Source organism: Vibrio sp. 10N.222.52.B12 (assembly GCF_002875385.1).
GTDB lineage: Bacteria > Pseudomonadota > Gammaproteobacteria > Enterobacterales > Vibrionaceae > Vibrio > Vibrio jasicida.
This window is the reverse complement of record NZ_MDAW01000144.1, coordinates 21,350-35,637: the sequence shown is the minus strand read 5'-3', so window position 1 is coordinate 35,637 and position 14,288 is coordinate 21,350. Positions and strand designations below refer to the sequence as shown.

Genomic DNA, 14,288 nt, shown 5'->3' with positions numbered 1-14,288 from the left:
AGATATGGATAGCAAGATGCAAAGCCAAATCAAAGTCCCGGCGACTTACATGCGCGGCGGTACGAGTAAAGGTGTGTTCTTCAACCTTGAAGATTTGCCACAGCCAGCGCAAATTGCAGGGGAGGCAAGAGACAAACTGCTACTTCGTGTGATTGGTAGCCCTGACCCGTATGCCAAACAAATTGATGGCATGGGCGGCGCAACTTCCAGCACCAGTAAAACTGTGATTGTGTCGCGCAGTGAGCGAGCCGATCACGACGTTGATTACCTGTTCGGACAAGTATCGATAGATAAGCCGTTTGTCGATTGGAGTGGTAACTGCGGCAACCTTTCTGCCGCAGTCGGGCCTTTCGCAATTCATGCAGGGTTGATCGATGAAGATCGTGTTCCCGAAAACGGCATCGTTACCGTTCGTGTATGGCAGGTAAATATTGGCAAAACTATATTGATTCATGTGCCAATCGTAAATGGTTTCGTTCAAGAAACAGGGGAGTTTGAGCTTGATGGAGTGACGTTCCCTGCTGCAGAAATCCAAGTTGATTTTGTCGACCCTGCTGATGGCGAAGGCAGCATGTTTCCAACCGGCAATCTAGTCGACGATTTGGTCGTGCCAGATGTTGGGACGTTTAACGCTACCTTCATTAACGCAGGCATACCGACAATCTTCGTAGACGCAGAAGCGCTGGGTTACCAAGGCTCTGAGCTTCAAGATGACATCAATAACGATGAATCTGCGCTCGCAAGGTTTGAGTCCATTCGTGCTCATGGCGCGTTAAAAATGGGTCTTATTGATTCGCTCGAAGAGGCTCAAACACGTCAACATACGCCTAAGATTGCGTTTGTTTCCCAGCCTAAATCCTATTTATCGTCGAGTGGTAAAGCTGTAGAAGCAGGTGAGGTCGATATTCTCGTCCGAGCTATATCTATGGGCAAACTTCACCACGCCATGATGGGAACCGCAGCGGTCGCCATTGCCTCGGCTGCATGCGTCCCGGGTACTTTGGTGAACCTAGCGGCTGGTGGTGGAGAGAAAGAATCAGTGACGTTTGGGCATCCATCAGGAACGCTTAAGGTGGGGGCAAAAGCCAAACAAACAGAACAAGGTTGGGTGGTTGAAAAAGCCATCATGAGCCGCAGCGCGAGAATACTGATGGAGGGCTTTGTGCGTGTTCCCTCCAATGTCTTTGAATAACACAATTGCATGGTAGTGATACTCAAGAAAAGCAATGTCAGGACATACTGGAGGAAGCAATATGTCTGCATATCAAAAAGAATACCTTTGGGCACAAAATGAACCGGAAAACTTTTGGCGTGCTCAAGCTGAAAACATCGATTGGTTGGAAGCGCCAAACACCATCTTACAAGCTGACGAACATGGGATTGAACGTTGGTTTCCTGATGGCGTATTGAACACGTCATGGCTCGCATTGGATTATCATTGCGAGCAAGGAAGAGGCGATAAAACCGCACTGATTTATGATTCGCCAGTGACGGGTCAAAAACAAACTTACAGCTATCAAGATTTGTGCGACCAAGTAGCAAAAATCGCGGGCATGCTTTCTAACCAAGGCGTAACCAAAGGCGATCGTGTGGTCATCTACATGCCGATGATCCCAGAAGCAGCAATGGCGATGCTGGCGTGTGCTCGATTAGGCGCGATTCACTCAGTGGTGTTTGGCGGTTTTGCCCCGAATGAGCTTGCTGTTCGAATTGAAGATGCAGAACCCAAAGTCATCATGACGGCGTCTTGTGGCATCGAAATCAATAAGATAATTCCATACAAACCAATGGTTGATAAAGCCATTATGGACAGCCGTTGGAAGCCTGAGAAAGTTTTTGTTCTTCAACGCCCACAGTGCGAAGCAGAGCTTAATCTTGAGCGTGATTTAGATTGGCAACAAGAATACGCGCAAGCTTTGCCTCATGCGTGTGTCCCTGTGCTTGCGACAGATCCTCTTTATATTCTGTATACCTCTGGCACAACAGGGAAACCAAAAGGCGTGGTGCGTGACAATGGTGGCCATGCCGTAGCGATGAAATATTCGATGACGTCGATTTATAACATTCCTCAAGATGGTGTGTTCTGGGCAGCATCGGATGTGGGCTGGGTTGTTGGTCACTCCTATATTGTGTACGCGCCGCTGATTCATGGTTGTACAACTATTCTATTTGAAGGCAAACCAGTGAGAACACCAGATCCGGGTGCATTCTGGCGTGTTTGTGACGAATACAAAGTGAACGTGCTTTTCTCCGCGCCAACCGCTTTCCGTGCAATTAAGAAAGAAGACCCAGAAGGCGAGTTCATTAAGCAATACGACTTGTCCAACCTCGACTCTATCTTTATGGCAGGCGAACGTCTTGACCCACCAACGCTAGAATGGGTCGAAAGCAAAGCAGATAAGCCGGTCATTGACCACTGGTGGCAAACCGAAACTGGATGGGCTATCGCGGGCAATCCGACCGGTATCGAGATGATGCCGGTAAAAGCAGGCTCTGCTACCAAGCCAATTCCTGGCTATCAGGTAGAGATTCTGAACGAAATGGGCATGCCAGTGGGCGCAAATCAACAAGGTTTTGTGGCTTTGAAACGCCCATTACCACCAAGCTGTCTACCGACTGTCTGGCGCAACCATGACCGCTTCGAAACTGGCTATCTAAGTCAATTTCCGGGTTACTACGTATCGGGAGATGGCGGTTACCTAGATGAAGATGGCTACCTGTTTATCATGGGGCGTATTGATGACGTAATTAACGTCGCAGGTCACCGTCTGTCTACTGGCGAGATGGAAGAAATCGTTGGTGGTTACCCAGCGATTGCAGAATGTGCGGTAGTCGGTATCCATGATGAGTTAAAAGGACAGCTACCACTTGGGTTCGTGGTTCTTAAAGATGGCGTGAAGATTGATGATCTAACGCTAGAAGGTGAGTTGGTGGGTAAAGTACGCAACGAGATTGGCGCTGTGGCTTGCTTTAAACATGCACTGGTTGTTGATCGTTTGCCAAAGACTCGCTCAGGTAAAATTTTGCGAAGAACCATTCGTCAAATAGCCGATGGTGAGCAATACGTGGTGCCATCAACCATTGATGATCCATCCAGTCTAGGCGAAATCGAACGAGTGCTGAAACGTGACTAGTTAAGTACGATCTTAATTAAGTGCGCCCTTAGGTTACCAAGGAGCAAGCACAAACACCGGAGCCTCTTGCTTTGTCGGCAAGAGGCTTTTGCATTCCTGCTTGCCTAAACTCGTGTTTAAACACACACTATATAGACTTCTGTTTTTGGCTTCTTTTCTTATGTCTACTTTTGTTATCAAACCAGCGCTTTTTGACGATCTTGAACAACTCAATGATTTGATGTTCGAGCTGCATGATGAGCACCATATCCAATCCCCAGAGCTGTTTAAAACCGCAGAAGAAATCGAACAAGAAAAGAGTATTGCTCGCTATCTCGATAATCCTGAATGTTTGGTGTATGTCGCTAGAGTAGAGGATGAGATCATCGGCTTTGTGTCCGGGCATTTCTGCGAGCTTATTTCTACAGTTAGCAAACCTGTGATGATGGGTAGCGTTGACGAGCTCTACGTGTTACCTGAATTCCGTAAACAAGGTGTGGCAAAAACTTTGATTGAAAAAATTGAAGCGACGTTCGTCGACTATGGCGTAAAACAAATGTTCGTTGAGGTGTGGGATTTCAATCAAACCGCAATTTCTCTTTATGAAAACCAAGGGTTTGATCATCATATTCATTGGTTAAGAAAGTCGTTATCCAATCGTTAATTAATACGTCATTATGACGGTAAGTAAGTGATTCGTACTTACTATGGATGAAAGTGATAAGTTTGATAGTAGGTCTTTAATAGTAGTTTTGTCGCAGCGTCTTGCGGCGCATGCTCATTCCAATTGGTGATGTTGTTTTTGTTTGCTTGTTTTGTAAGTGGCACATGAATAGTGCCTCATAAAACAAGAGGAAAATAACATTGAATCTATCAAAAACCTTACTTGCAACGGCGTTATTGCCAATGTTGGCAAGTGCAGATCAAGTCACGCAGACACAAAACAATGAAATTCAGCCGGATATCGTGGGTGGTATCACGGCAAACCCCAATGACTGGAAATTTTACACGCAGATAGTCAGCCGCAATGGTAATCGTTCTTTCTGCGGAGCGAGTTATATTGGGGATGGTTTCGTACTTACTGCTGCCCATTGTGTGGATGGTGACACACCAAATCAGATAGCGGTAAAAATTGGTGGTGTGATTTATAACGGTACCGATGGTGTACGCTCCAACGTCAGCCAGATCTATGTTCACCCTTCTTATAATGCCTCTACGCTTTCAAATGACATAGCACTGCTTAAGCTCACTTCTATCCCTCAAGGTGTTGCGAAAGTGGATATCGCAGCAGGCAGTGTCTCGCAATATGCAGGTGTAGGTGATTGGTTGACGGTTGCTGGCCTGGGGCGAATTTCGGAGGGCGGCAGCTCACCAACCGTTCTGCAAAAAGTGGATGTTCCTCTGGTCTCTGATGCGACTTGTCGACAAGCTGGCGGTAATTACACCACGGTTGGTTCAGTATCATTCTGTGCGGGTGTTCCACAAGGTGGCATTGATTCTTGTCAGGGAGACAGCGGCGGTCCCATCGTCATTAACAACAACGGTCTCGTCACTCAGCTAGGTATCGTCAGTTGGGGTATAGGTTGTGCCCGACCGGGTAAGTACGGCGTGTATAGCGACATTGCGGCGTTACGCAGTTTTGTTGATGGCGTAGTAGGTACGACAACGCCTCCGACAGATAATGTTTCTGTTGGTTACACGGCAAATCAGACTTTGAGTTCTTTTAAAGTGGGCGAGCTGAAGCAACACAGTTTCAGTATTCAAAATATCGGTAATGTCGCGTTTACTGTCGAAAGTGTGGGACTGCAAAGTTCTGGTGTCACAAAATCTGCGATGATCACCAGAGACCAATGTGCACAATCGACACTCAATGCAGGCGGCTCGTGTCGTGTCGATGTGGAGTTTGGCGCTTCTCAAGTAGGTGAGGCGAGCGTCGCTTTGGCTTTTGGTATCGATAAAACGAGTACTACATACCAAGCAGTGGCTACAGCTTCCGCTACTAATACAACGACACCGCCTTCTGGTAGTTGTGACAATGAATGGAAAGCGAGTGGCGTATACAACACGGGTGAAACCGTTATTTGGGCTGGTCAATTATGGCAAGCGCAATGGTGGACACAAGGTGATAACCCATCAGAATCTGGTCCATGGGGAGTATGGCAGTCAATTGGCAGCTCAGATTGTTCAGGGACTAATCCTCCTGTAGAACCGCCGACAGGCCCGACGCCACCGACTAAACCAACACCTCCTTCTTCTGGTGATGCCTATCAAGCTGGTGCGAACTACTCTGCGGGAGATGTGGTGACGAATAATGGTGCAAGTTATCAATGTAAGCCTTGGCCAAACAGTTTGTGGTGTGGCTCAACTCCAAGTGCATATGAGCCGGGTGTGGGCTCGGCTTGGACAGATGCATGGTTAAAGCTGTAAAAGTATAAATGAATCATAAAGAGAGTTTATTTGTTGTCGACAATAAGCTCTCTTTCTTGTTTCAATTCTGAGAAGGCGTAAAATCCACGTAAATTCCTCTGACGTTAACTTAATATAACTGGCAAAATCGCAGCCAATATTTCGAGTGATGTCTGATTTTTGTCAGAACTATTTTGAAGAGTGTCGCAAAGCGTTTTTTGACATGTGTGCTAAATGTACAACTGGTTACTTAATTTATGTCGAAAAATATTGGTAATCCTGCCATCATTGCGCGTGATTCTCTTCTTCATTAAAGGTTGTATTTTGTGCTGAGACAGTTGTTTTTTCTCATCCTGTATTCCATTTCATTGTTTATTTCTCCTATATCTGCCGCGAATCCCCTTCCTGAAGACGTAAAAGGGGCGCTATGCGTTGTCCGAGCAGATAACAAACTTGTACTTATCCATGAAATATTGACGAATAAAATTTCGCTTCCAGGTGGCACCATTATAGAAGGTGAATCTCCTAAACTGGCCGCGCAAAGAGAAACGTGGGAAGAGACGGGGTTAGTTGTTACGGTTGGAGAGGAGCTCGGCAAAACAGATACGGCGATTTTTTACGATTGCGTCTCTGATTCTGAAGTCATCGCTTTTTCGATGGCTAATGCTATGGATGGGAACGAACTGCCTATATGGTTTGCTCCGCATTATGGCGTCGAAGTGGCGTCTGCAATGTTATTGAACCCAAGCGATATGGCTTCTTCTTTGTATCGCTATCCATCACAGTGGAAAGATGTGGCTGGCTTTTATTCAAAAGCGACCGATCAACCCGTTGTTTATGTAAACCAATTAATTGAGTCAGCACCTAAATTTCGCCAGTTAGAACTCTCTTGGATGGTAGATCTTCAAAGTTGGGTCAGCTCGTTTTCAATGACAAGTCGCGATACGGCATGTGAAATTGCGAAGCTCGTGACGAGTTTAAGTAATCCAACATTTTTGCTGTTTTTGTTCCCGTTCGTCATGATGAAGTTTGACAGTCGATTTGTATATCGATTGTTTTTTGCAATCACTGCGACGTCTTTGATGACGCTAGTTGCTCAGCAAGGGTTCTCTTTACCTAGGCCACACGTCTATATGCCAATGGCGGAGTTAACGCACAGTTTTGGCTTTAGCTTCCCAAGCTTGCCGATCGCTATTTGGTTTTGTGTCATGACATTTATGTTCCAAAGAACAAAAAGCTTTGGATTGAATCGCATCACTTTCTTAGTTGCAATGGTAACTTTGGCGGTTATGGTATGTAAGTTCTTCTTGGGTACTGCATTCATTCTCGACATGCTAATTGGTGCGTTAATGGGGGCACTCGTGGCGTGGCACATTTTGCGTTTGGAAAGCAACCCAGAAGTTAACGTGGACCACCTATTAAGCTCGAAGGGTATTTGGTTTGTAATGACAGCAATCACCGCAGCTATCGCGGTAATTTGGCCCCTCCCTGTATTTACAAGTTGGCTGGCTATTCTGATTACTGCTTCTGCTTTAGTACTGACGTTTAAAGAGTCTGAAATTCGATTTGAGCGCCAACAGATGCTGTTTGTGATTTTGGCATTACTTCTTGTGGACCAGTTGTATTTGTATTCTGAAACGGTTGTGTCATTCAGCGGCTTTTGGTCGTTAGTATTTAAAACCTTCCACTATCCGTTGTTGATGTTGATTTTTATAGTACTTGCGAGAAAGCTCACGACTCGAAGCAAAAATGCTTAAGCAACATTAAATAAAACAAAGCCTCGCTAAGTGCGAGGCTTTGTTGTTTGGGCAGCGTTATGTGTTAAGTACAAATTTCTCGATCGATTTTGCTACACCGTGGTCATCGTTGCTGACTGTGATGTAGTCTGCGATTTGTTTGGTTTCTTCCATTGCGTTCGCCATTGCGATACCAAGACCTGCGTATTCAAGCATGTGGTGGTCGTTCTCGGCATCGCCCATACAAATCACTTCTTCAGCTTTGATGCCTAAGTATTCTGCGATTGCCGAAATACCGACGCCTTTGTTGCTTGATGGATTCAAAAACTCCAAGAAGAAAGGCGCACTTTGCACAACTGTAAACTCTTGTCTTAGCTCTGCTGGTAGGGCTGAGATAACTTCAGTTAGTTTGCTTGGCTCTGCAACCATCATTGCTTTAATGATCGCGTGATCATCTTCTAGCGCGTCGAAGTTCATTTCGGTAATTTCAAGACCGTTAATTCTCGCTTCGATGTCTGTGTAAGGGTTGCTTTCTTCTGTGATTAGGCCGTGCTCTTGGCTGAATGCGTGAACATAAGCGCCAAGCTCTCGCGCTTTACGTGCGATCTTCTTTGCTGCTTTGCCATCGATGATCTGCTGGTGGATGATTTCTTCTGTACCAATGTTTTTTACCATTGATCCATTGTAGTAAAGCACGAAGTCTTTATCGGAATTGATGTTCAATTCGTCAAGTTTGTCTTGCATACCCTCAAGAGGGCGACCAGATGCCAATACGACAGTCACACCGGCTTCGCGAGCTTTGGCTATTGCCTGTTTGTTCTCATCTGAAATTACTTTGTCGCTGTTTAACAACGTACCGTCCATGTCGAGGGCGATCAGCTTGTACATCTTTACTTACCTTAAAATTGGGGAACCCGTGTATGAAACTACAAAAAGACCTATTTTAACAATTTATTTTTGGTTTAAATTGACCTGAGTGCGCCTCTCCATTAAGGTCTTCGCCTCGAAGTATTGTGAGTTGAGTGAGTTCTACGTTGTATAAGCTAAATGAGATGTTTGAAACCATCCAAGGGGAAGGGGTTTTCACCGGTGTGCCAGCGGTTTTCGTGCGTTTGCAAGTATGTCCGGTTGGGTGTTCTTGGTGCGATACGAAACAGACTTGGTACGCAGAAGAAGAAGACCAGCGCCAGATCGGTGATATCTTGGTGAAAACAGAAGATTCTCCAACGTGGTGTTTCGCATCTGCGGAAGACATCGTAGCTGAATACAAAAAGCAGAGCTTTAATGCGAAGCATATTGTGATCACTGGTGGTGAACCATGTATTTATGATTTACGTGCTTTGACGGCTGCATTTGAAGAAATGGGTTGCCAATGCCAAATCGAAACCAGCGGCACTTCAGAGGTCGTGACTTCAGAAAGTACATGGGTGACGGTGTCACCTAAAATTGCGATGAAGGGTAAGTTGCCAGTATTAAAGAGTGCTTTGGAGCGAGCGAATGAAATTAAGCATCCGGTTGGCACTCAAAAAGACATTGATCAGCTTGATGCATTGTTGGCGTCAGCAGAAATTGCAGAGAAGACTGTAATCGCACTTCAGCCTATCAGTCAGAAGCCTCGCGCTACACAACTGTGTATTGATACCTGTGTTGCTCGCAACTGGCGTTTGTCGGTTCAAACTCATAAATACCTAAGTATTGCTTAAGCTCGGAGAGAAAGATGAAAAAAGCAGTCGTTGTTTTCAGTGGTGGGCAGGACTCTACAACATGTCTGGTTCAAGCATTAAAAGAGTTTGACGAAGTACATGCCATCACATTCGATTACGGTCAGCGTCATAAGCTGGAGATTGAAGTGGCTGAGAAAGTCGCAAAAGATCTTGGCGTCGCTGCACACAAAGTGATGGATGTTGGCTTACTGAATGAACTGGCCATCAGCTCTCTGACACGTGACGACATTCCAGTTTCTCATGAACTGCAAGAAAACGGTTTGCCGAACTCATTCGTTCCTGGTCGCAATATTTTGTTCCTAACGCTTGCTGGCATCTACGCTTATCAAATTGGCGCAGAAACCGTCATCACGGGCGTTTGTGAAACAGATTTTAGTGGCTATCCAGATTGTCGTGATGATTTCGTGAAAGCGATGAACAGTGCCTTGGTTAAGGGTATGGATCGTCAGTTTGAAATCAAAACACCGCTAATGTGGCTGAACAAAGCAGAGACATGGGCGCTGGCAGATCAATATGATGCGTTGCAACTAGTCCGTGAAAACACGCTAACGTGTTACAACGGCATCATCGGTGATGGTTGTGGTGATTGCCCGTCATGCGACCTGCGCAAAGCGGGCTTAGATGACTATCTGAACAACAAAGACGCAGTTACGCAGTCGTTGATTCAAAAGCAGAAGACGGAAGGTCAATAGGCTCGTTGTAAGCATCAATCATAACGTTGTGCCCACTTTGCTTCGTTTGATATAAAGCTTGGTCTAGTATCGAATACAGTTCATCAAAGTTCGTTAATGGTTTTGATGTAGACAAATAGGCCAAGCTTGCTGTTACATTCAGTACCGTAGCATTTTCAGTTTTGATCTGCTTATCAGATATCGTTTTGTGTAGGCTTTGAACACGAAATGGCACGTCGATCTCATCGACATTCTTCAGAAGTAAAATAAACTCTTCACCGCCTAAGCGCCCAAGATATTCCCCTCTATTCAACTTAGCTCTAATCGCTTTGCATACGTGCTTTAATACGATGTCGCCAGTAGGGTGGCCATATTGATCATTGATAGACTTGAAGTTATCGAGATCGATAAGCGCTAAAACATAACGCATGTCTTCGGGTGCGTTGATTGTTTGTGCTCTAATCTTCTCAATAATTGTACTTCGATTAAGTGAACCGGTAAGACGATCTAATTTCGATTTTATGTTCGTTTTTCGTTGAATAAATAGGGCGACGAATAGCAAAGTCAATAAGCAGAAAATGACGAAGTTATATGCTCTTTTTTGTTCTGCAAGCTTTTCGACTTCGAGTAACTTTAAGTTGCGCTCATTATTTATTTTTGTCAGCTGCAACTCGTATTCATATTCATTCTTGGTTAAATCGAGTGCCTCTATTGCTTTGACATTGTTTGCGTCACGGTTCGCAAGTTCTAGCGTGGCGTAATCTTGATAATGAGATAGGGCGGCAAGATGGTTGCCCTGTTCTCGATAGGTTTGCGAAAGCAAAAGTTGGGCCTTAGCTTGCAATGCTGAATTTGAGTTTTCTGTCGCAAGTTCAAGTGCGGCAATACCATGTTCTAGCGCTTTTGCGAGCATTGTGTTTTTTAAGTATGCAAACCCTGCCGCCAAATGACTTTCTGTCTCTAAGCGTTTGTTTTCATATCGTTTACCGAGCTCTAGTGCGTTCCTGATGTAAGGTACAGCACTTTGTAACTTTCCTGATTCAACGTACGCAGAACCAAGACCAAGATAGGTCAAGCCCTTACCGTAAGGGTAGTCCATGTCTTCTAAGATAGTTAGTGCATTTTTGTAGTGACTAATGGCCTTATCATAGTCTTTAGATTTGTTATACATAGCCGCAAGACTGTGTTCGACCTGAGCAACTTCAAGTGGGGAGGCTTCAAGCTGTCGAGCGAGGAGCGCTTGAATAAGGTACTGTTCTGCTTGTTCGTACTGCCCAAGTACACTCAACAAATTGCCTACATCATTGTAAACTCCTGAAGGATCGCTTTGCGTTGGCATTTTGGTTAACAAGCGACGATAAAGCTCTAGAGCTACATCGTATTCGCCGCGGTAATCGAAGTTATTAGCAATAACGCGCAGAGCTAGATCACTTGGGAAACTTTCTGGGTGGTCGATTGCTAAATGATTGTTCAAAGAAGAGCAGAAGAAATTGGCTTTGTGGTACTGACCTTGTTGATTCAAGGTGTAGCACAATTGATAGTTCATTAAGGCTTTGCTTTCTACATCCTGATGCTGCTTGGTGCTTTGTAGCAACGCGGTGAAAAGGTTGACAGAATCATCATAGTTGCCTTGTTTACGTTCTTTTAGCGCTAAAATGTATCGAGATTCTAGCTTCGCGAAACGGTTGTCTAAAATTTGGCTGCTGCCAAAGTAGGGCTGATCGATGTTGCCCATGTATTCATAGATGAGCCCGCTCACGTACAGCTTTTCACTGTCGGTATTTGCCGTGTGATAGCGATCTTGGAGCATACTCAAAGCCGATTCGACATTCGTCTTCAAAGTCGATTGATAGACAGCATGCCATTGGGTGATGCTTTGAGTGTCACTTGCGTTTGCTTGACTACCTAAAAATAGTGACGCAAGCAAAGAGAGCAGCGTACGCATAGTGATGTAACCTTATGTTCTTTCTAATATAGTTTGTTCGGTATGATATACCAATTGAGGTTGAGTCATTGTGACAAAACACGAAGGGTATAGATAATGAAATGAAGAAAACTATGCGCTCGGTCGAGCTTTATATCGAAAAGGTAAGTGAAAAGAGGAAGACCCCAGCTTGGTGCTGAGGTCTTAAAGAATTAGCTTAGGTATAGTTTAGCTAGGTCTTGAGGTTCAAGCTCTTTACCTTCTAGCTGTGCGTTCCAGTTAGCACCAACAAGAACACCATCTTCAGCAAGAGTTAAAAGCCAATCTTCAACAAAGATATCCAGAGGAATCTCTAGTACTTCAAAATCTGCCCATTCTTCAACGTTGTGTGCTTCTGCATCTTCTTTAGCAGACCAAAAAGGCATGACTTCGCTGTTTTCGAATTCAGTTGAATCGCAAGATAACCAACCTTCTTCATTGCGTAGACCCCAAACTAGCTGGTTTTCTTTTGTTTCAGCAACAAAAAGATCAAGGTTTGCTTGGATATCTGTTGTAAGTTTGCTCATTTCAAAACTCTCATTGTTATGACGCGGCTAGATTACCATTAAAGTGTCGATTCCTAAAGCATAATACGGTTTTCGTACGCTTGAAAAAACAAAAGGAGCCGAAGCTCCTTTTATTAGGTTTTTGGAAGAGTAGTGAATATGGTCCACTCTTTCTTTATCTCACCTTTATAGCCGACAACGTAAGCCGTTACTCTTCTGTTCAGTGCGTGACTCACTTCGTCGGTACCCTCTGTCGCTAAATGGGTATCACCAAAACCGACGATGCGAACTCGATTAGTATCAATACCATAACGCAATAGCGCTTCGCGAACATTATTTGCGCGTCGTTTTGAAAGGCCTAAGTTGTGGGAAGAACCCCCCACTTTACTGGCGTAACCTTGCAGTTCAATTGAGGTAGAAGGGTACTCTTTCAGAAATTCTGAGAGTTCTCGAATTTGACGACGAAATACAGGGTTTATTTCGTCTGAATCATTGGCAAATAAAACGCGGACTTGCATCTTCTCGGATGCTTTAATGTATTCACCACACCCATCATTATCTATCTCTGACGTTACCGGAGTGCCAGGGCACAAGTCACGAGCATTGATCACGCCATCATTGTCATCATCTTGCAGATCGGCAATTTGCTGAGCATCTGGGGTTGGCATGTAATCATATTCATCATTCGTTGCTGCGAAGCTGGCAGAAGCAAAAATACTTAGAGTGAATAGAACCTTTGTTACTTTCATGGTTTAGTACTCCACCTTCTGATTCCACTCGGTCGGGACGTCAACACGTAATGCATTTAATAGCTGGCCAGTGGCGTTCATGACTCGATACTTTGCGTACTGTTCAGCGTATTTAGCATCTAAATAATCTTTTCGCGCTTCAAACAATTCATTTTCTGTATTAAGTAAGTCCAGCAAGGTTCGCTTACCGATACGGTACTGTTTCTCATATGCGATGACGGTTTGTGAAGCAGAGTCAACGTGATCTGATAAGAATTCCTTTTGTTGTAACGTCAGATCGAGAGCACTCCATGAGAGTCTCAAGCCTTCTTCAACGTTTCTATAAGCGCGTTCACGTAAGTCTTTTGCTTTGTTTAGTTGGTAGGCAAAACTCTCTGCATTTGCTGCGTCACTGCCCCCATTGTAAAGGTTGTAGCGCATTCTCAACATCGCAGTTGTTTCGTCACCACGCCCTTCAATGCCACCAGCATCGTCACGCCATGTCTGAGCTGCTTCAACCGAAAGGGTTGGGTAATAGTTACCTTTTGACTGCTTATATTGAAACTTAGCTGAATCAACATCTGCAGTAGAAATCTTAATGACCGGATGGGAATCAAATGCCAACTCTACAGCATCATCTACCGTATATGGGATAAAGTTTTGATCGGCACGCGGAAAGGTAAGCCCTTGTGGAGATTGGCCGACAATGCGAGTAAACATGGTATGGCTATCAAACAGGTTATTTTGCGCTGCCGCTAAATTGCCGTGGGCTTTTGCCAGTCTGGCCTCAACTTGAGTCAAGTCAGCTGTTGAACCAATACCAGAGTCGACGCGCTTTTTAATGTCTTGATAAATTTTCTTGTGAACTTTCAAATTATTTTCGGAGAGTGTCAGGATTTCATAAGCCTTCACTGCATCCAAATAAACTTTAGTCACTTCTAGCGCTGTATCTTGAGCATCAGCAAGTAATTGATAGCGTACTGATTCTGCATCAGCTGCGGTTCTATCAATATCATTCAATGTTGCCGAACCATCCCAAATAAGCTGGGTAAGCGTGACAGTTGCTTCTTTACGCGTTAAATCCGTTGATTCGCGGCCCGCTTCCGCAGGATCGATACCTTCGTATCCAATACCCGCGTCAAGGTCGACAGAGGGAAGGTAAGCGCCACTCGAGGCTTCATTCACATACTGCTTACTTACGAATTCATTAAACGCACTTTTTATGTCTGGGTTTGTTTTAAGCGTATTTTCAACCGCTTGCTCTAATGTTTGCCCTAAAGCAGGGCTAGCGGCGAGCACACCCAAGCAAAAGGCGTTGGCACGAGTCCACTTCACTGTGATTCTCCTAGATTGTGAATTGTCTGGGGTGAGAAATCGTTCTTATAGATAGCGACACCTCTATAGGCGTCAATAATTTAACGTACAAAGCTATTAACAATCA

The 14,288-nt window shown here is 44.7% G+C and carries 12 protein-coding genes; 7 read left to right on the top strand and 5 right to left on the bottom strand.

Annotated features, from left to right (window positions below; genetic code table 11):
- Positions 1-4 precede the first annotated feature (4 nt).
- The 5 genes from prpF (at position 5) to BCT11_RS20730 (ending at position 7,276) form a co-directional block, all read left to right on the top strand.
- Positions 5-1,192 carry a 2-methylaconitate cis-trans isomerase PrpF gene (gene prpF, locus BCT11_RS20750; protein ID WP_102389169.1) on the top strand — a complete coding sequence of 396 codons (1,188 nt, stop codon included), beginning with the start codon at positions 5-7 and terminating at the stop codon, positions 1,190-1,192.
- Between the two features lie 61 nt (positions 1,193-1,253).
- Positions 1,254-3,134, top strand: coding sequence for a propionyl-CoA synthetase (locus BCT11_RS20745; RefSeq protein WP_198593980.1), 1,881 nt, complete (start codon positions 1,254-1,256; stop codon positions 3,132-3,134).
- Between the two features lie 160 nt (positions 3,135-3,294).
- Positions 3,295-3,777, top strand: coding sequence for a GNAT family N-acetyltransferase (locus tag BCT11_RS20740; protein WP_045406318.1), 483 nt, complete (start codon positions 3,295-3,297; stop codon positions 3,775-3,777).
- A 200-nt stretch (positions 3,778-3,977) separates the two neighbouring features.
- Positions 3,978-5,540 carry a trypsin-like serine protease gene (locus BCT11_RS20735; RefSeq protein WP_102389167.1) on the top strand — a complete coding sequence of 521 codons (1,563 nt, stop codon included), beginning with the start codon at positions 3,978-3,980 and terminating at the stop codon, positions 5,538-5,540.
- 305 nt (positions 5,541-5,845) lie between these two features.
- The gene (locus tag BCT11_RS20730) at positions 5,846-7,276 is read left to right on the top strand and encodes a bifunctional NUDIX hydrolase/phosphatase PAP2 family protein (RefSeq protein WP_102389166.1); all 1,431 of its coding nucleotides are present in this window, start codon (positions 5,846-5,848) and stop codon (positions 7,274-7,276) included.
- A gap of 57 nt (positions 7,277-7,333) precedes the next feature.
- Here the strand turns inward: BCT11_RS20730 and BCT11_RS20725 are convergent, their stop codons facing one another.
- A complete protein-coding gene (locus BCT11_RS20725) occupies positions 7,334-8,143 on the bottom strand; it encodes a Cof-type HAD-IIB family hydrolase (RefSeq protein WP_102389165.1) in 810 nt (269 codons plus the stop codon).
- Between the two features lie 164 nt (positions 8,144-8,307).
- Between BCT11_RS20725 and queE the strand changes: the two genes are divergently transcribed.
- Both queE and queC read left to right on the top strand, forming a co-directional pair.
- Entirely contained in the window at positions 8,308-8,958 is a 651-nt protein-coding gene (gene queE, locus BCT11_RS20720; RefSeq protein WP_038867601.1) for a 7-carboxy-7-deazaguanine synthase QueE, read from the top strand.
- Positions 8,959-8,972: 14 nt separating this feature from the next.
- Positions 8,973-9,671: a 7-cyano-7-deazaguanine synthase QueC gene (gene queC / locus BCT11_RS20715; RefSeq protein WP_038867603.1), complete on the top strand. Its 699-nt coding sequence runs from the start codon at positions 8,973-8,975 to the stop codon at positions 9,669-9,671.
- On the opposite strand, the gene BCT11_RS20710 is transcribed toward queC, so the two are convergent.
- The 4 genes from BCT11_RS20710 to BCT11_RS20695 form a co-directional block, all read right to left on the bottom strand.
- Positions 9,628-11,595 (bottom strand): GGDEF domain-containing protein, encoded by a 1,968-nt coding sequence (locus tag BCT11_RS20710; protein ID WP_102389164.1) that lies wholly within the window; start codon positions 11,593-11,595, stop codon positions 9,628-9,630. The two genes, queC and BCT11_RS20710, sit on opposite strands and share 44 nt — an antisense overlap.
- A gap of 191 nt (positions 11,596-11,786) precedes the next feature.
- Entirely contained in the window at positions 11,787-12,140 is a 354-nt protein-coding gene (locus BCT11_RS20705; protein WP_038867608.1) for a DUF2750 domain-containing protein, read from the bottom strand.
- A 113-nt stretch (positions 12,141-12,253) separates the two neighbouring features.
- Positions 12,254-12,868: an OmpA family protein gene (locus BCT11_RS20700; RefSeq protein ID WP_061035775.1), complete on the bottom strand. Its 615-nt coding sequence runs from the start codon at positions 12,866-12,868 to the stop codon at positions 12,254-12,256.
- 3 nt (positions 12,869-12,871) lie between these two features.
- Positions 12,872-14,182: a TolC family outer membrane protein gene (locus BCT11_RS20695; RefSeq protein ID WP_038867610.1), complete on the bottom strand. Its 1,311-nt coding sequence runs from the start codon at positions 14,180-14,182 to the stop codon at positions 12,872-12,874.
- Between the last annotated feature and the right edge of the window lie 106 nt (positions 14,183-14,288).